General features: G+C 55.6%; 15 protein-coding genes and 1 other RNA gene. 12 read left to right on the top strand and 4 right to left on the bottom strand.

The features are described 5' to 3' along the window. Positions 1-10: 10 nt before the first annotated feature. On the bottom strand, positions 11-553 hold the full coding sequence (locus tag FCN51_RS18890; RefSeq protein ID WP_160256582.1) for a hypothetical protein: 543 nt from the start codon (positions 551-553) through the stop codon (positions 11-13). 29 nt (positions 554-582) lie between these two features. Here FCN51_RS18890 and ffs point away from each other — a divergent pair. The 6 genes from ffs (at position 583) to folB (ending at position 5,029) form a co-directional block, all read left to right on the top strand. Beyond that, positions 583-680, top strand: an RNA gene (ffs, locus tag FCN51_RS18885) — signal recognition particle sRNA small type. A 71-nt stretch (positions 681-751) separates the two neighbouring features. Beyond that, complete coding sequence (locus FCN51_RS18880; protein ID WP_160256581.1) at positions 752-2,752, top strand: DNA polymerase III subunit gamma/tau; 2,001 nt, start codon at positions 752-754, stop codon at positions 2,750-2,752. Between the two features lie 99 nt (positions 2,753-2,851). Then, entirely contained in the window at positions 2,852-3,175 is a 324-nt protein-coding gene (locus FCN51_RS18875) for a YbaB/EbfC family nucleoid-associated protein (RefSeq protein WP_003624890.1), read from the top strand. Positions 3,176-3,206: 31 nt separating this feature from the next. Beyond that, complete coding sequence (gene recR, locus FCN51_RS18870; protein WP_003624888.1) at positions 3,207-3,803, top strand: recombination mediator RecR; 597 nt, start codon at positions 3,207-3,209, stop codon at positions 3,801-3,803. Between the two features lie 20 nt (positions 3,804-3,823). Further along, a complete protein-coding gene (locus FCN51_RS18865) occupies positions 3,824-4,624 on the top strand; it encodes an SDR family oxidoreductase (protein WP_160256580.1) in 801 nt (266 codons plus the stop codon). 3 nt (positions 4,625-4,627) lie between these two features. After that, positions 4,628-5,029, top strand: a complete 402-nt coding sequence (gene folB, locus FCN51_RS18860; RefSeq protein ID WP_003624885.1) for a dihydroneopterin aldolase — start codon at positions 4,628-4,630, stop codon at positions 5,027-5,029. Between the two features lie 73 nt (positions 5,030-5,102). On the opposite strand, the gene FCN51_RS18855 is transcribed toward folB, so the two are convergent. Continuing rightward, on the bottom strand, positions 5,103-5,438 hold the full coding sequence (locus tag FCN51_RS18855; RefSeq protein ID WP_003624883.1) for a TIGR02300 family protein: 336 nt from the start codon (positions 5,436-5,438) through the stop codon (positions 5,103-5,105). Between the two features lie 192 nt (positions 5,439-5,630). On the opposite strand from FCN51_RS18855, the gene aroA reads away from it, so the two are divergent. The 4 genes from aroA (at position 5,631) to FCN51_RS18835 (ending at position 11,151) form a co-directional block, all read left to right on the top strand. Next, positions 5,631-7,031 carry a 3-phosphoshikimate 1-carboxyvinyltransferase gene (gene aroA / locus FCN51_RS18850; protein WP_201762610.1) on the top strand — a complete coding sequence of 467 codons (1,401 nt, stop codon included), beginning with the start codon at positions 5,631-5,633 and terminating at the stop codon, positions 7,029-7,031. Next, positions 7,028-7,681 carry a (d)CMP kinase gene (locus FCN51_RS18845; RefSeq protein WP_124305426.1) on the top strand — a complete coding sequence of 218 codons (654 nt, stop codon included), beginning with the start codon at positions 7,028-7,030 and terminating at the stop codon, positions 7,679-7,681. The genes aroA and FCN51_RS18845 overlap by 4 nt, the downstream gene beginning before the upstream one ends. A 284-nt stretch (positions 7,682-7,965) precedes the next feature. Beyond that, on the top strand, positions 7,966-9,684 hold the full coding sequence (gene rpsA, locus FCN51_RS18840) for a 30S ribosomal protein S1 (RefSeq protein ID WP_003624876.1): 1,719 nt from the start codon (positions 7,966-7,968) through the stop codon (positions 9,682-9,684). Positions 9,685-9,798: 114 nt separating this feature from the next. Next, positions 9,799-11,151 (top strand): L-dopachrome tautomerase-related protein, encoded by a 1,353-nt coding sequence (locus FCN51_RS18835; protein ID WP_201762621.1) that lies wholly within the window; start codon positions 9,799-9,801, stop codon positions 11,149-11,151. An 18-nt stretch (positions 11,152-11,169) separates the two neighbouring features. Here FCN51_RS18835 and rdgB read toward each other — a convergent pair whose 3' ends face one another. Together rdgB and rph are read right to left on the bottom strand one after the other, a co-directional pair. Next, positions 11,170-11,769 (bottom strand): RdgB/HAM1 family non-canonical purine NTP pyrophosphatase, encoded by a 600-nt coding sequence (gene rdgB, locus FCN51_RS18830; protein WP_160256578.1) that lies wholly within the window; start codon positions 11,767-11,769, stop codon positions 11,170-11,172. Then, positions 11,766-12,500, bottom strand: coding sequence for a ribonuclease PH (rph, locus tag FCN51_RS18825; protein WP_003624868.1), 735 nt, complete (start codon positions 12,498-12,500; stop codon positions 11,766-11,768). Before rph ends, rdgB begins: the two co-directional genes overlap by 4 nt. Before the next feature lie 99 nt (positions 12,501-12,599). Between rph and hrcA the strand changes: the two genes are divergently transcribed. Together hrcA and FCN51_RS18815 are read left to right on the top strand one after the other, a co-directional pair. Next, positions 12,600-13,700 (top strand): heat-inducible transcriptional repressor HrcA, encoded by a 1,101-nt coding sequence (hrcA, locus tag FCN51_RS18820; RefSeq protein ID WP_012812285.1) that lies wholly within the window; start codon positions 12,600-12,602, stop codon positions 13,698-13,700. A 95-nt stretch (positions 13,701-13,795) separates the two neighbouring features. Continuing rightward, a complete protein-coding gene (locus FCN51_RS18815) occupies positions 13,796-16,558 on the top strand; it encodes a penicillin-binding protein 1A (protein WP_160256577.1) in 2,763 nt (920 codons plus the stop codon). Positions 16,559-16,608 lie beyond the last annotated feature (50 nt).

The following is a 16,608-nucleotide window of genomic DNA, read 5'->3' as shown; positions in this document are numbered from 1 at the left end:
TAAAGAAAAATCAGTTTGCAGAATCCGGCAGACTGTCAATTTTCTCACAGGTATGTGCCAACTCAGCAGAAGGGTTGGGTGCTTCGCACAAGCGCTGCACATCTGGGGCGCACATTTCTATGGAATTTTCAAAATCAGATTCCAGCACATCTTCCGCAATAGCGAGATCCTGATCATGGGATCGAGCTTCTTCGGCTTTGAGCATATCCTGTGTTTTGTGCAGTTCTTTCAGGGCATCAATACAGGCCGGGCTGGCTGCTTCTGGTTTAAAATGTAGAACGGCCAGCTCTTTTTGCAGTTGCGCATTGGGCACGTTTGTACGGGGTGGCGGATCATCATCTGCGCGCGCCACTGCTGATGCAGCAAGAGAGCCCATAAAAAAGAGGGATGCCAAAGCAAATGGCCGAAAAAGCGGAGTGGAAGGGCGGAATAAAAACACGCGCAAAACTCTCTTAATACACAGGTCTGTGCTTCTGGGGTGCTCTGTTTTTAGCCTGTTCATGGCCAGAAGGTAAAGCAACGGGCTTTGGCGGCTACTACACAGGGTTGGCATGCGCACCCATTTAGTGTTATGTAAAAAGCGGAAAGTCGGCAGTGGACGGATACCTTGCCAACCCGGTCAGATCCGGAAGGAAGCAGCCATGGTAAGTTTCGTCCGGGTCATTGTTCGGCTTTCCACCCGTTATTTTCCGCCAATGCGGCACGTGTTTCGCATATAAAACAAGGCGTGAACTTTTTCTTCGGGCAAGGCATGAGCGACAACACAGACGCGCAGCTTCCTCAGGATGAGGGACTCCCCAATCCTGAAATGGAAGGCCCCGGTCTGTTTGGTGATGAGCCCGCCCAACAGGTACCAGAACAGCTTCCCGCAACGCAGCAGGATCAGGCCGCATCGCCATACAGGGTGCTGGCCCGTAAATATCGCCCTACCACTTTTGATGATCTGATTGGCCAGGAAGCCATGGTGCGCACGCTGCGTAATGCGTTTGCACTAGGGCGGGTGGCGCATGCGTTTATGCTTACAGGTGTGCGTGGTGTGGGCAAAACCACTACGGCCCGTATTATTGCGCGTGCCCTTAACTGTATCGGGCCAGATGGAAAAGGTGGCCCAACGGCAGATCCCTGCGGTGTGTGTGCAAACTGCGTAGCCATCCTGAATGACCGGCACCCGGATGTGCTGGAAATGGATGCCGCCTCCCGCACGGGCGTGGATGATGTGCGCGAGATAATAGAGGCCACGCGTTTCCGCCCCATGCAGGGGCGCATGAAGGTTTTTATTATTGACGAAGTGCATATGCTTTCTCGCAATGCCTTTAATGCGCTGCTCAAAACGCTGGAAGAGCCGCCAGCACAAGTTACGTTTATTTTTGCCACCACAGAACTGCGGAAAGTGCCGGTAACGGTGCTTTCACGCTGCCAGCGGTTTGATTTGCGTCGTGTTCCGCAATCTGAACTGGTTGGGCTGTTTTCCCGCATTGCAGAAAAAGAACATGTGCGTCTGTCACCAGATGCATTGGCATTGGTTGCACGAGCTGCCGATGGCTCAGTGCGTGATGGGCTTTCCTTGCTGGATCAGGCCATAGCGCAGGGCACGGGGCAGACTGATGCAGATGGCGTTATTGGCGCCACGGTTATCAGTGACATGCTGGGTTTGGCGGATCGGGAAGTGGTGTTCGATCTGCTGGAAGCCGTGATGACTGGTAAGCCAGAGCAGGCTTTGGCGTTGCTGGATGCAGCATACGCACGTGGCGCAGATCCCGGCCTTGTGTTGGGGGATATGCTGGAACTGGTGCACACGGTTTCCCGCTTGCGCGCTGTGCCCAGCCTGCGCGATTCGGCAGATATGCCAGAAGCCGAGCGTGTGCGCGGCACGCATATGGCGGATACCTTTACGGTGCCGGTGTTTATGCGGGCGTGGCAGATGTTGGTAAAGGGGATGCAGGAAGTAGAAGCTGCATCTGATAGACGCGCTGCCGCAGATATGGTGCTCATTCGCCTATGCTACGTGGCGGATATGCCATCTCCAGAAGATTTAATAAAACGTCTTTCTGGGGCGGAAGGTTCTGTAGGGCAGGGAGGAACTGCGCCAAGTGAGGGTGCAAGTTCTGGAGCGCCTGCTGCTGGGGCAACTTCTGCTGTGCCAACCTCATCTGTTTCTGCAGGGCATCAGCCACCGCCGTTGCGTATGGTCAGTGGTGGTGGGCAAAGTGTTTCTGCTGCCGTGCCGGTAGCGGCACCGGTGCCTATGCCATCTGTTGAGCCGCAAGCTCTACCTCATCCGCGCACATGGCGAGAAGCCGTGGCTTTGGTGAAGGATCAGAAAGAAGCCATCCTGCATGGGCAGCTTCGGCATGCAGCGCATCTGGTGTCCTTTGCGCCCGGGCATATTGTGTTGCGGTTTGAGCAGCACGTGCCCGCTGGTGCCGCGCAAGAGCTTCGCAAAGTGTTGGACCGCGCCACGGGTATGTCTTGGCGGGTCGGTCTTTCGGAAGAAGAAGGTGAGCCTACGCTGGATGCGCAAGGTGCTGAGATTATTCAGTTTCGGCGTAAGGAAGCTGAAGCGCACCCGCTGGTGAAGGCCATTCTCAAGTTTTTCCCGGATGCAGAACTGGGAGAAGTGCGCGATCACGGTTTGGATGATTACGGCCTGCCGCCAGAAGAACCTGTGCCAGAGCTGCTTTTTGCGCCGCTGGATGCAGAGTTTCTGGATGATGATGAACGGCCCTATGATCCGGGCATGTCTCCAGACTGACTCCGGTGAGCAGGTAATGCACGCCCCTCAGGCTGTGTGGTGTGACATATAGCAACAGGCTGCCAGTAACCCGGCAGTTTGAGAATAAAGGGATAGTTGATGAAAAATCTTGCCTCATTGATGAAGCAGGCCACGCAGATGCAGTCCAAAATGGAAGCAATGCAGAGCACGCTGGAAGCCATGAACATTGAAGGTTCAGCTGGCGCAGGCATGGTGCAGGTTGTGCTGAGTGGTAAAGGGGACATGCGCTCCATTAAAATTGATCCCAAACTGGCAGATCCGGAAGAAATGGAAATGCTGCAGGATCTGATCGTGGCTGCCTGTGCAGATGCCCGCAAAAAGCTGGATGAAAAAGCCGCAGAAGAAATGCAGAAAGTCACCGGTGGCCTCAACCTGCCGCCCGGCATGAAACTGCCGTTCTGATATAGCGGAGCGAGTAACAGAATTGTCCGGTATGGGTGGGCAGGAAATAGAGCAGCTTATCCGGCTTTTGGGCCGGTTGCCGGGGTTTGGCCCGCGTTCTGCGCGCAGGGTTGCGCTGTATTTGCTGAAAGAACCGCAAACCCGGCTTGCGCCTTTGGCGCACGCAATGGAGCGGGCAGGCAATGCCATAAAAACCTGCTCATCCTGCGGTAATCTGGATACGATAGATCCATGCCATATCTGCTCTGATCCTTTGCGAGATCAGGGTTTGATCTGTGTTGTGGAAACGGTGGGTGATCTGTGGGCGCTGGAGCGTGCTGGTGTGCACCGGGGTGTGTATCAGGTTCTAGGCGGCACACTCTCTCCATTGGCGGGTATTGGGCCGGAAGATCTGGATGTAGCCCCGCTGTTTGAAAAGCTGAACAAAGGCACAGTGCGCGAAATTATTCTGGCATTAGGCGCAACAGTAGAAGGTGCCACCACCATGCATTGGCTGATGGATCAGCTTGCGCCTTATGGTGGTGTAACCGTCAGCCGTGTTGCGCAAGGCGTGCCCATGGGTGGGGCGCTGGATGTGCTGGATGATGGCACTCTGGCCGCAGCACTGGGCGCACGGCGCCCTGCATGACGATAAAGGAGGCTGATACGATGCCACTGGATGGTTTTCCCATTTCGGCGGCCATTCCCCGTCGTGCGTTGGTAACGGGCGGAGGGGCACGGCTTGGGCGTGCCATAGCTTTGGGGTTGGCACAGGCTGGCTTTGATGTGGCAATTCACTATCGCTCAGGTCAGGAAGATGCGCAGGAAACGGCAGCCGCTATTAACGCGTGTGGGCAGAAAAGCTGCTTGTTGCAAGCAGATTTGGCGCGCGAAGAAGGGGTGGAACCTCTGGTCGAACAGGCGTCAGTTGCCTTGGGTGGGCCGCTAGGTGTGCTGGTCAACAATGCCTCTACGTTTGAGCGGGATGAATGGCACAATGCCACGCGTGAAAGCTGGATGGCGCACCTAAAACCCAACCTGCGTGCCCCATTTGTGCTGATGCAGCATTTTGCCAAGGCGCTGCCAGAAACGGCGCAAGGCATGATATTGAATATGCTGGATGAGCGTGTGTGGTCTCTTACGCCGCATTTTGTCAGCTATACGGTGTCTAAAAGTGCTTTGTGGACGTTAACACAAACAATGGCGCTGGCTCTGGCCCCTAAGGGCATACGTGTGAATGCCATAGGCCCCGGGCCAGCACTGCCAAGTACGCGGCAGACAGAAGAACAGTTTGCCCGGCAATGTGCCTCTGTGCCTTTGGGGCATGGCACATCGCCGCAAGAAGTTGCGCGCGCCGCACTGGTGCTGTTGGCTTTACCCTCTGTAACAGGGCAGATGCTGGCGCTGGATGGTGGGCAGCATTTACAATGGTCTCCGGCGTTGCCTGCCGGTGCTGTATTGGAAGAATAGAAAATGGCTGTTTTTGCTCCATGGGCGGATCAGCCGCCTTTGCGCCGCCTGTTTATCCGCAACATGATTCTGGATGCCAATATCGGTGTTTTTCCGCACGAACAGGGGGTATCGCAGCGTATTCGCGTATCCGTTTCGTTCGGGGTGGATGATCGCACAGATCTGGAAATCGGTGCGGATGATCTAAGCCGCACAGTTTCCTACGAGCAGGTGGTTGTGCTGGTACGTCAGATTGTGGCGGAGGGGCATGTCAGGCTGGTAGAAACGCTGGCAGAACGTATTGCGGCCGGTGTGCTGGCAGATAACCGCGTGAAGGTGGTGCGGGTACGGATTGAAAAGCTGGATGTTTTTGAAGAAATCGAAGCCGTTGGTGTGGAAATAGAAAGACGTTCAACACCTGCGTAAAAATTTGATGAGATCTTCATAAAAAAGCCCGCCAAAAGGCGGGCTTTTTCTTTGCCGTGTTTATGGCAGCAGATCAGGAGTCGTGTTCGTCCGAATCGGTGCTGACATCAATATCAGAGCTGATGTCATCATCATCATCGTCATCCAGATCGGCGGTATCTTCCAGCACGTCATCGGCATCTGTATCCGCATCTGTATCCAGATCGATATCATCTTCACTGGGTTTCTTGGCGGGGGCCGCTGTTGCCGGGGTGTTGGACAGGGTATCAGAATTCCGGCGCAAACGGGGCACCAGTGGGGGCTGTTCCGTGCCACATTTGGGGCATACGGCAGGAGTGCGGTTTAGATCATAAAAATGGGCACCGCAGGAGACGCAGACGCGTTTGGTGCCGAGATCGGGCTGAGACATCTTGCTACCTGTCGATCCTGAGCAGTCAGATTGGGGGGCACAGATGCCCCGGAAAGAAGGCCGATACCTTCCCGCAACGCGAGGTGGAATCGAACCAGACTATAAGGCGACGCCAAATGCCATTGTGTTTTGTGTCCTGTCAAACCCGACTTGCAGAACAAATGCATTTTCTGGCAGCAGAAAGCAGTTTTTATGGTTTCTGGCGGATTGACTTGCCGCCCCACACGCCGGAATGAACAAGGTATGACACAGCAGACCACATCTTCCACCCGCCCGTTACGGGTTTCTCGCGCTCAAGCTCCTCTTTCCGGCTCCATCCGGGTGCCGGGAGATAAGTCTATCAGCCATCGTGCCCTCATGTTTGCATCCCTTGCCAAGGGAACCACGCATATTTCTGGCCTGTTGGAAGGTGAGGATGTGTTGTGCACGGCTGCAGCCATGCGTGCTTTGGGGGCAGATGCCGTGCAGGAAGGGCCGGGCCAGTGGCGTGTAAGCGGGCCAGGTGTTGGCCAGTTGAAAGAGCCAGATAACGTGCTGGATATGGGCAATTCTGGCACGGCCGCCCGCTTGCTTTCCGGCATTTTGGCCAGCCACGGCATGACATCCGTAATGACGGGGGATGCCAGCCTTCGCCGCAGGCCCATGAAGCGCGTTATGGACCCGCTGGCCGGAACAGGTGCCACATTCCTTGCGCGTGAGGGCGGTCGTTTACCCATGGCCATTCGTGGTCTGGCAGACCCCAAGCCGCTGGATTATCGCCTTCCCGTTGCTTCTGCGCAGGTTAAGTCTGCCGTATTGCTGGCCGGGTTGAATGCGGTGGGTGAAACACGCGTAGAAGAGCCAGTTGCCACGCGTGACCATACTGAAAACATGCTGCGCCATTTTGGGGCAGAAGTTTCCGTAGAAAAAACGCCTGATGGCGGCCGGATTATTCGTTTGCAGGGGCGGCCCAACCTTGTGGCGCGTGATGTTGCCGTGCCGGGTGATCCCTCATCCGCTGCTTTCCCGCTTGTTGCGGCGCTGCTGGTGGCTGGGTCGGACATCACCATTTTTGGGGTGGGGCTCAATCCATTGCGTACCGGATTGTTTACCACATTGGAGGAAATGGGTGCCCAGCTTGAAATTTTGAATGCACGCACAGAAGGCGGAGAACCCGTAGGGGATTTGCGTGTGCGCGCCTCCGCCCTCAAAGGTGTGGAAGTGCCACCAGAACGTGCACCTTCCATGATTGATGAATATCCGGTGCTGGCCGTTGCTGCGGCTTATGCATCAGGCGTTTCGCGCTTTTGCGGAGTTGAAGAACTGCGGGTGAAAGAGAGCGATCGGTTGGCCGCAACCGTAGCGCTGCTGGAAAACAATGGTGTCCGCACCGCTGTGGAAGGAAACGACATGGTTGTGTACGGCACGGCTGGTCATATCCCCGGCGGCGGGAAGGTTGAAACTCACATGGATCACCGTCTGGCCATGAGCGCTTCTGTTATGGGGCTTGTGGCTGAAAAGCCTGTGGAAATTGATGATACCTCTTTTATCGAAACCAGCTTTCCACAGTATCTGGATCTGATGAACAGCATTGGCGCGGGGTTTGTAGCATGACACGAGGCGGCCCAGTTATCGCAGTGGATGGCCCTGCCGCCGCAGGTAAAGGCACATTGGCGCGCAGGTTGGCAGAAGCTTTGCATCTACCGTATCTGGATACAGGTTTGCTCTACCGTGCAGTTGGGCGCTTGGCCTTGGATGCGGGGCAGGACCCGGCTTCTCCCGCGCAGGAATTTGCCTCACAGTTGTTGCCAGCCGATTTAGAAAGACCAGATTTACGCACACCCCTAGTGGCGCAGGCTGCCAGTAAAGTGGCGGCACAGCCAGAAGTGCGCGCGGCTTTGGTGGAAACACAGCGCCGGTTTGCGCAGGCAAAAGGTGCCGTACTGGATGGGCGCGATATTGGCACTGCCATTTTTCCGGATGCAGACGTAAAGCTGTTTATTACGGCATCTCCCAGCACACGGGCTTTGCGCCGCTTTTTGCAACTTGGTGGTGACCGGAATGCTCCTGATGCCCCAACGCGTATAGCAGAACTGGAAGATTCTCTACGCGCGCGGGATGAGGCAGATGCCGGGCGTGCCTCCGCCCCCATGCTTGTAGCGGATGACGCATATGTGATCGAAACAGATGCGCTTGAAGCAGATGCTGTTTTGGCAAAAGCATTGCAGATTGTAAGAGAACGACTCGCTGGAATCTCAGAATAAAAATTCTGCGGAATTGTGTTAGACTGGTAACGTAATGCCGTTTTTCTGGCGGTTTTCAGGCTGTGCACGGGTGGTTTGTATTGACAAGCGGCCTGTACACAGTGTCTGTGCATGATCAAACACTGCGTACCTTGCAGGTTTGTTTTTATTTTGATTTGAGGCTTGGCAAAAAGGCTACAGGGGATGGCCCCTACAGACATGCCAGGTAAGCCGTGCCGCATGATGCGGGGCGCAGGAATAGCTTGCTTGCCCATTGCAGGCAGGCCCAAGGTTAACAGTTACACATGGCTTCAGCCACAACCCAAACTGCGGATCACTTCCGCGGTGAAGATTTTGCCTCCCTTCTGGACGAAACCCTTGGCCGTGATACGGGCTTTGATGGCTCCGTTGTTCGTGGCCGCGTTGTTCGTCTGACCGATGATTACGCTATTGTTGATGTCGGCCTGAAAAGCGAAGGCCGCGTTGCTCTGCGTGAATTTGCACCTCAGGGTGTAAAGCCGGAAGTTAAGCCTGGCGATATCGTTGAACTGTATGTTGAACGGTATGAAGATCGCGATGGCAGCATTGTCCTTTCCCGTGAAAAAGCACGTCGTGAAGAAGCTTGGACAAGCCTGGAAAAGGCTTTTGAAGCCAATCACCGCGTCAACGGCACCATTTATGGCCGTGTGAAGGGTGGCTTCACGGTTGATCTGGGTGGCGCTATGGCGTTCCTGCCCGGCAGCCAGGTAGATATCCGCCCCGTGCGTGATGTCAGCCCGCTGATGGGTGTGCCCCAGCCGTTCCAGATCCTGAAAATGGATCGCGCTCGTGGCAACATCGTTGTGTCTCGCCGTGCCGTTCTGGAAGAAACGCGTGCTGAACAGCGCAGCGAACTGATCCAGGGCCTGACGGAAGGCATGATTCTGGATGGCGTGGTCAAGAACATCACCGATTACGGTGCGTTCGTTGATCTGGGCGGCGTTGACGGCCTGCTGCATGTGACCGACATTGCATGGAAGCGCATCAACCATCCGTCCGAAGCTCTGCAGATCGGCCAGCCGGTGCGCGTGCAGGTTATCCGCTTCAACCCGGAAACACAGCGTATCTCCCTTGGCATGAAGCAGCTTGAAGCTGATCCGTGGGAAAATGTTGCCCTGAAGTACCCGCCGGGTGCACGCTTCACGGGCCGCGTGACCAACATCACCGATTACGGCGCATTTGTTGAGCTGGAACCGGGCGTTGAAGGTCTGGTGCACGTGTCCGAAATGTCCTGGACGAAAAAGAACGTCCATCCGGGCAAGATCGTCGCAACTTCTCAGGAAGTGGACGTGATGGTTCTGGATGTGGACAGCGCCAAGCGCCGCATTTCTCTGGGCCTCAAGCAGGTTCAGCGCAACCCGTGGGAGCAGTTCGCGGAAGAGCACAAAGTTGGCTCCACCGTAGAAGGCGAAATCCGCAACATCACCGAGTTCGGCCTGTTCATCGGTCTGTCTGCAGACATCGACGGCATGGTTCACATGTCCGACCTGTCTTGGGACGAACCGGGCGAAGAAGCCATGAAGCACTACGAAAAGGGCCAGGTTGTCAAAGCCAAGGTTCTGGACGTGGATGTGGAAAAAGAACGTATCTCTCTGGGCATCAAGCAGCTTCAGGAAGATCCGGCAGCCGATGCGCTTGCCAGCGTTCAGAAGGGCTCCATCGTAACCTGCACCGTGACCGCTGTTCAGACGAACGGTATCGAAGTGAAGGTTGATGATGTTCTGACCGGCTTCATCCGTCGCGCTGAACTGGCCCGTGATAAGGCAGAACAGCGTCCGGAACGCTTTGCAGTTGGCGAACGCGTGGATGCGAAGATCATCTCTGTTGATCGTGCAGCCCGCAAGCTGGCCCTGACCATCAAGGGCCGTGAAGTGGAAGAAGACAAGCAGGCCATCAACGAATACGGCTCTGCTGATAGCGGTGCTTCCCTGGGTGATATCCTGGGTGCAGCTATCCGTCGTCGTAACACAGACGGCGAAGACTAATTGTTCAGCCATAAAGGAGCGGTCTGACTGCTCCTTTATGTTTTTTGAGCATTACGTTTTAAGAAAATGGCGTCGGTTTCCGGCGCCATTTTTTTTGTGTTGCGCTGTGTTGTGATGGAAGGGCTGGGCAGAAAACGCCCGGATACCTGCCAATCTGTGGCACACTGTGTTTCAGATTCACCAAAGAACTGGAGACACAACGGAATGGTGCGCCGGAACATAATGCTGAATCAGAAACCACTTAGCCCTGCAATCAGACCAAAGTTGGCGCGTCGGCATCTGCTTGTGGCTGGTGGTGCGAGCTTAGGTCTGGTGCTCACCAAATCTGTGCGTGCTGCACCAAGCGCCATTGTGCAAACCGGGATGCATGGAGATCAGGGGTACGAATCTGCCGGATCATTCGAGATTGTGGCAGAGTTTTATGGGCCGGGGCCATCGGGCATTGTGGTGGCGGATAATGGCCGTGTTTTTGTAGGCTTTCCGCGGCATGCCATTAACCATAAAGGGGCCACGTTGGCGGAGTTGGTGAATGGCCATCTTGTCCCTTGGCCAAGTGCCGCGTTGAGCATGCCATCAAATGCCCCTCCGGCAGACCGCCTCCTTTCCATTCACGGTATGACACAGGACACGCGCGGTTTTATCTGGGCGATTGATGATGGCAAATTGGCCGGATTACCTTTGCAGCCGGGTGCCGCAAAAATTGTCTGCTTTGATCCTGCTGCCAATAAGTTGGTGCGTTCTATTGTTCTAAAAGCTCCAGCTTTGTTGCCTGACAGCCATATGAATGATTTGCGGGTGGACCTTACACATGGGGCGGAAGGAACCGTGTATGTGGCCGATAGCTCCTTCGGCCACAGTCCGGCTTTGGTGGTGGTAGATATCGCCACAGGTCAGCAACGGCGTGTGTTGGGGAAACATCCCTCCATACAGGCAGAAACAGGTTTTATGGCCGTGGTGGAAGGGATACCGCTTAAATATGATCCCGCGCAAAAACCCAAATTTGTTACCGGCGGGGTGGATGGCATTACCTTAAGCCCAGATTCCAGCCGCGTTTTTTATTCACCTCTTACCAGTCGTCGCTTGTACAGCCTGCCCACAGCTTTGCTGTCAGATATGTCTGCAACAGAAAGTGCGTTGGCGGCTGCCGTAAAGGATGAGGGGGAAAAAGGTGTGGCGGATGGTCTGGCAACAGATGCTCAAGGGCGCATTTACACTACCAATTTTGAGCATGATGCCATTTTCCGCCGCAATACGGATGGTTCCATGGAACTCATGGTGCATGATCCGCGGATTCTTTCACCAGACGGTATTTTTTGCACGCAAACCCATGTGTATTGCACGTTGGGGCAGTGGAACAGGCTCGCTGGTTTTCATGATGGTAAAGATGAACGCCAACCACCCTATTTGCTGATTCGCTTCCCCATTCAGGGGCCACCTGTCAGCTCCGCAGAACCGGCAGGTGGCTAGTTTGTAGGTAGTTAGGCGTTAGCTCAGGCACGCGCTTTTAAAGGTGTCAAAGGCACGGGCGCGGTGGCTGATGGCATTTTTTTCCGCATCAGCCATTTCAGCAAATGTGCGGGTTTCGCCGTCAGGGGCAAAAATCGGATCATATCCGTGCCCTTGCGTGCCACGAGGGGGCCAGACAATCTGCCCATCTATGCGGCCTTCAAAGCTTTCCGTGCGGCCATCAGGCAGAGCCAGACACAGTACGCAAATAAACCATGCGTTGCGTTCGCCTTGCCCAATTTCTTTTTCAATACGCGCCATGGCACCGGCAAAATCTTTGTTCGGGCCAGCCCAGCGCGCAGAATAAATGCCGGGTGCGCCATCCAGTGCGGCCACGCATAGCCCAGAATCATCGGCTAGTGCGGGCAGGTTGGCGGCTTTGGCGGCGGCTAATGCCTTAATGGCGGCATTGCCTGCAAAGGTGGTGGCCGTTTCTTCTGGCTCTGGCAGGTTTAGCTCACCAGCAGAAACAACCTTGATGCCAAAATCAGCCAGTAGCGTGGCAAATTCTGCCAGCTTGCCAGCATTGTGCGTGGCAAGCACAAGGGTGCTGCCACGTTCCAGTTTTATGGAGTTCATGCGCGCTTTTTTTCCGCAGCTTCCACGGCAGCCATCTGGGCTTCAAACAGCTCGGTTACACCCTTGCGTGCCAGTGCGAACAGGTTGTCAAACGCATCTTCCGTAAACGGTGCGCTTTCTGCAGTGCCCTGAATTTCCACAATGCGACGGTCTGCTGTCAGCACAAAGTTGGTGTCGGCAGAAGCAGAGCTATCTTCTACGTAATCCAGATCCAGCACAGCGCCTTCAGTTGTCAGCCCGCAGGAAACAGCAGCAACCTGCCCACGCAGCGGCAGCCGTGGCAGCACATTGGTGGCAACCAGTTTGCCAAGTGCCAGACGCAACGCCACCCATGCGCCCGTAATGGAAGCGCAGCGCGTGCCGCCATCAGCATTCAGCACGTCACAATCCAGCGTAATGCTCATTTCACCCAGAGCGTCCAGATCTGTGACGGCGCGGAGGGAACGGCCAATAAGGCGCTGGATTTCCTGCGTGCGGCCCGACTGCTTGCCCTTTGCAGCTTCACGGTTGCCGCGTGTGTGGGTGGCGCGGGGCAGCATGCCGTATTCTGCCGTAACCCAGCCTGTACCCTTACCACGCAAAAAAGGTGGCACGCGGTTTTCTATGCTGGCAGTGCACAGTACTTCCGTACCACCAACGCGAATAAGGGCAGAGCCTTCAGCGTGGTGGGCAAAGCCTGTTTCAATGGTAATGGGGCGCATCTGGTCTGGCTGGCGGCCTGAAGGGCGCATGGAAAGCTCCTTGGTAAAATAAGATGTCGGGCGCGTATGGTGCGCTTTTGTCGGCAGTAAAACTGCACGAATAGGGTATATAAAGGCTATCCGGGATTTATGGATATGCGAAGGAGCCCTTGTGTCATGAAGCGTGGTTTGCTGCCAGTAAAAGCTGCTCTGCCTCCGGGGCTGAATGCGCGGTCTGCGGCTATTCTGCGTGAAGTGGTGGAAGAATATGTAGCGAGTGGGGAACCTGTTGGCTCCCGCACTGTGTCTCACAGGCTTGGGCTGCCGCTTTCTCCGGCCACAATACGCAATATCATGGCATCCCTTACAGAAGCAGGTTTGCTGTTTTCTCCCCATACATCTGCTGGGCGGTTGCCTACAGAAAAAGGGTTGCGGCTGTTTGTAGATGGCCTGTTGCAGTTTGGCGCGCTCTCGGAAGAAGACCAGCGGGTCATCGGTCAATCGCTGGAGGCCAAAGGGCGCTCACTGCAAGATACGCTTACAGAGGCATCTTCACTTTTGGCGGGTATGTCCGATGCAGCCGGGCTGGTTGTAGCCCCCAAGGGGGATGGTGGCATCAAGCATATTGAGTTTGTGGCGTTAGGCAGCAATCGCGCACTGGTTATTCTGGTGGGCGCAGATGGGCATGTTGAAAACCGGGTTATTGAAACACCACCGGGTATGCCGCCTTCTGCTTTGGTGGAGGCGGCAAACTATCTGAACGCACGGGCCATGGGGGCTTCTTTGCCAGATTTACGCACGCGCGTGAGTTCTGAAATGACGGAAGACCGAAGTATTCTGAATGGTCTCACGGCGGAGGTGGTAGAAAGTGGCCTTGCCATTTGGGATGGCGGCGGAGACGGGCTGGGGGGCACCCTGATTGTGCGCGGGCAATCCCGTTTATTGGCTGATGTAGATGGGCAGGACAGGTTACTGGCCATTCAAACGCTGTTTGACCGACTGGAAGCGCAGGAAACCATGTTGCGTTTGCTGGAGTTGGTAGAAAACTCAGAAGGCGTACGCATTTTTATTGGCGCAGAAAGCGGGTTGTTTGGGGCTACGGGCATGTCTGTTGTCATGGCACCGGCCCGCAATGAGGCTAACCGGATAGTAGGGGCTATTGGCGTTATTGGCCCCACCCGTATCAATTACGGGCGTATTGTACCGGTGGTGGATTATACAGCCCGCCTGCTGGGTGACATGTTGGGTTAGCACTGTTTGTAGATGTGGTCGGAATTCGGCCATGATTTTTATTACAATGCGCAAACAGGGCAGACGATTATGTGTGAGAATGGTAAAGGGCCTGTATGACAAGCGCTCCGTCTTCTGGTGATCCGGGTTCATCTTCCAGCCATTCTCAGGGCAGGTCTCCGCAAAATCGCAGGCCCGATCTGCGCCGCCCGCGTTTTCGCCAATGGCGGAAGGTGCTTGGTGCAACGGCTGCGTTGGCGTTGGTTGGCACCACGGGTGCTGTAGTTCTGTTGTGGTCCCAATACGAAGGGATTGTGGCGGATCTGCCTACGGTAGAGGGCTTGCGCTCCTACCAGCCGCCAGTCATGAGCCGCCTTTATGCTGGAGATGATCAGCTTATTGCCGAACTGGCGAATGAGCGGCGTATTTTTGTGCCCATCAGTGCTGTGCCCGATAAGGTTAAAAATGCCTTTGTTGCGGCAGAAGACCAGAAGTTCTGGACGCATAAAGGGGTGGACCCCGTTGCCATTGCGCGCGCTGGCCTTACGGATTTAACGCGCGGCAAAGGCAAGCGGCCTATTGGGGCGTCCACCATCACGCAGCAGGTGGCGCGTATCATGCTGCTGGGCAGCAACGCGGTGTCTTTCCGGCGTAAGGCTAAGGAAGCCTTTTTGGCCATGCGGGTGGAGCAGGTTCTGCCCAAAGACAAGATTCTGGAAATCTATCTGAACGAAATTTATCTGGGCAGTGGCGCATATGGTATTGCCGCAGCATCTCAGACCTATTTCAACAAGCCGCTTGATCAGCTGGATGATGCAGAAGCCGCGTTTTTGGCGGCGCTGCCTAAATCTCCCACCAATTATAACCCCGTACGCTTCCCCGATGCAGCCAGAGGGCGCCGAAACTGGGTGTTGGAGCGTATGGCCGATATTGGGGCTATTACGCATGATGCTGCGCGTGTAGCGGAAGCCCAGCCGTTGACCACCCGCAGCTTTACGCGCCCAGGCCCGGCACCGGGGGCCGAATGGTTTGCAGAAGAAGTGCGGCGCGAACTGATGGAGCGTTACGGCCAAGACGTGACCATGCAGGGCGGGCTGGATGTTCATACCAGTTTGGATCTGCCGCTTCAGCGCAATGCACAGGATATTCTGCGCCAGGGTCTGATGGCGTATGATCGCGCACATCGTGGTTGGCGTGGGCCAGTGCATCATCTTTCCGATATCGGGTCATCCACTTCCACAGCAGAATGGGTGCAAGCTTTACAGGGCGTTCCTGTGCCTGCGGGTATGCTTGACCAATGGCGTTTGGCTGTTGTGCTGGATGCAAAGGGGCAGGTGGGCTGGCTTGAAGGCAGCGTTGTGCGGCGGAACAACGCATCCCAAAGCGGAGGCGAGCCCCGTACAGGTGTGGTGCAGGCCAAGGATATGGCATGGGCACGACGCTTTAAGCCATTGCGCGCCGGCGATGTAGTGATGGTGCAACCGCAGGCCGAAGGGGGCCATGTTGCCCTTATGCAGGTGCCTGTGGTGGAAGGCGCCATTGTAACCATGAATGCACGCACGGGTCGGGTTCTGGCTCTTGTGGGCGGATGGTCTTTTCAGGCTTCGCAGTTTGATCGCGCAACACAGGCGCTGCGTCAGCCGGGGTCTTCCTTCAAGCCATTTGTTTATCTGGATGCCATGGAACAGGGGATTTCCCCTTCCCAGAAGTTTGATGACTCTCCCGTTTCTTACGGAGCATGGCACCCCAATAACTATGAAAAAGATTTCTGGGGCCCCACCACTCTGCATGATGCCCTGCGTGAATCGCGCAATCTGGTTACCATTCGCTTGGCGGCCCATCTGGGCATGAAAACCGTGGCGGATATGGCAACCAACCTTGGGTTGGTGGATTCTATGCCGCACGTACTCCCCGCGGCACTTGGGGCAGTGGAAACCACAGTGCTGAAGGAAGCCGGGGCCTATGCCTCGCTCGCAGCAGGTGGGCGTAAGGTAACGCCAACACTGGTGGACGATGTGCAGGACCGTGAAGGTCACGTTATCTGGCGGCCGGAGGGGCTGGCGTTGACCACAGCTTCCGTGCAGCCAAATGCGGAAGGTAATGGCGGGCAAGGGGCAGAGCAGCCCGCGGCGGATGCTGTGTTCCCGGATGCACCATCGGATCAGAAATCTGGGGATGCAGGAAAAGCTGCGTCTGCAGCCGCTCCTGTAGAGCAGCCTATTGTCATGCCTGGGCAAAATGATCTGCCTGCCTTGCATGATAGCCGGCAGCAGGTGGCATCTGCCCAAAGTGCGTTCCAGATTACCACCATGTTGCAGGATGTTATCCGGCGCGGCACGGGCATGCGGGCTGGAACGGGCATAGATGTGCCTATCGCGGGTAAAACCGGCACCAGCCAGAACTTTAATGATGCATGGTTTGCTGGATACACTCCGGATATCGTAACCGTTGTGTGGATCGGGTTTGATACACCTCAGTCCCTCGGTAAAAACGAAACTGGTGGTGCTATTGCTGGCCCCTTGTGGAACAAGGTGATGAAAACCGCCTTGGATGGGTATCCACGGCAGGATTTTGTGCCACCCGCAGGCATTACACTCGTGCAGTATGATACGGGCAGAGGCGTGGCCATAGATGCCTTTAAGGAAGGGCAGGTGCCAGGGTTGAGCGCAAACCTTTCAAGCAACGTCAACCCGCAGGAACTCACAGCCGCAGATACAGGTGCTGAAAACATGCCTGATTCTGAAAGTGATATGGCTGCTGAAGGTTCTGGAGGCGGCCAATCAGGAGAACACGCACCTTCCGGCAATGGTGGTTCGTCAGGTTCTGCGGCGCCTTCTGCACCAGCCGGGGGTGACATTGGTATGGGTGGCCTTTATTGAGGGCCAACACCACATTGTCTTTTTTGACATGATAGAAAAATATGGAGAAT

The organism is Acetobacter pasteurianus, assembly GCF_009914215.2.
GTDB lineage: Bacteria > Pseudomonadota > Alphaproteobacteria > Acetobacterales > Acetobacteraceae > Acetobacter > Acetobacter pasteurianus.
Note: the sequence above shows the minus strand (reverse complement) of the source record. Positions and strands in the feature narration are given on the sequence as shown.

Coding starts and splice junctions, on each gene's coding strand:
- FCN51_RS18890 (WP_160256582.1), bottom strand. CDS start 553: ATGCCAACCCTGTGTAGTAGCCGCCAAAGCCCGTTGCTTTACCTTCTG.
- FCN51_RS18880 (WP_160256581.1), top strand. CDS start 752: ATGAGCGACAACACAGACGCGCAGCTTCCTCAGGATGAGGGACTCCCC.
- FCN51_RS18875 (WP_003624890.1), top strand. CDS start 2,852: ATGAAAAATCTTGCCTCATTGATGAAGCAGGCCACGCAGATGCAGTCC.
- recR (WP_003624888.1), top strand. CDS start 3,207: ATGGGTGGGCAGGAAATAGAGCAGCTTATCCGGCTTTTGGGCCGGTTG.
- FCN51_RS18865 (WP_160256580.1), top strand. CDS start 3,824: ATGCCACTGGATGGTTTTCCCATTTCGGCGGCCATTCCCCGTCGTGCG.
- folB (WP_003624885.1), top strand. CDS start 4,628: ATGGCTGTTTTTGCTCCATGGGCGGATCAGCCGCCTTTGCGCCGCCTG.
- FCN51_RS18855 (WP_003624883.1), bottom strand. CDS start 5,438: ATGTCTCAGCCCGATCTCGGCACCAAACGCGTCTGCGTCTCCTGCGGT.
- aroA (WP_201762610.1), top strand. CDS start 5,631: ATGGTTTCTGGCGGATTGACTTGCCGCCCCACACGCCGGAATGAACAA.
- FCN51_RS18845 (WP_124305426.1), top strand. CDS start 7,028: ATGACACGAGGCGGCCCAGTTATCGCAGTGGATGGCCCTGCCGCCGCA.
- rpsA (WP_003624876.1), top strand. CDS start 7,966: ATGGCTTCAGCCACAACCCAAACTGCGGATCACTTCCGCGGTGAAGAT.
- FCN51_RS18835 (WP_201762621.1), top strand. CDS start 9,799: ATGGAAGGGCTGGGCAGAAAACGCCCGGATACCTGCCAATCTGTGGCA.
- rdgB (WP_160256578.1), bottom strand. CDS start 11,769: ATGAACTCCATAAAACTGGAACGTGGCAGCACCCTTGTGCTTGCCACG.
- rph (WP_003624868.1), bottom strand. CDS start 12,500: ATGCGCCCTTCAGGCCGCCAGCCAGACCAGATGCGCCCCATTACCATT.
- hrcA (WP_012812285.1), top strand. CDS start 12,600: ATGGATATGCGAAGGAGCCCTTGTGTCATGAAGCGTGGTTTGCTGCCA.
- FCN51_RS18815 (WP_160256577.1), top strand. CDS start 13,796: ATGACAAGCGCTCCGTCTTCTGGTGATCCGGGTTCATCTTCCAGCCAT.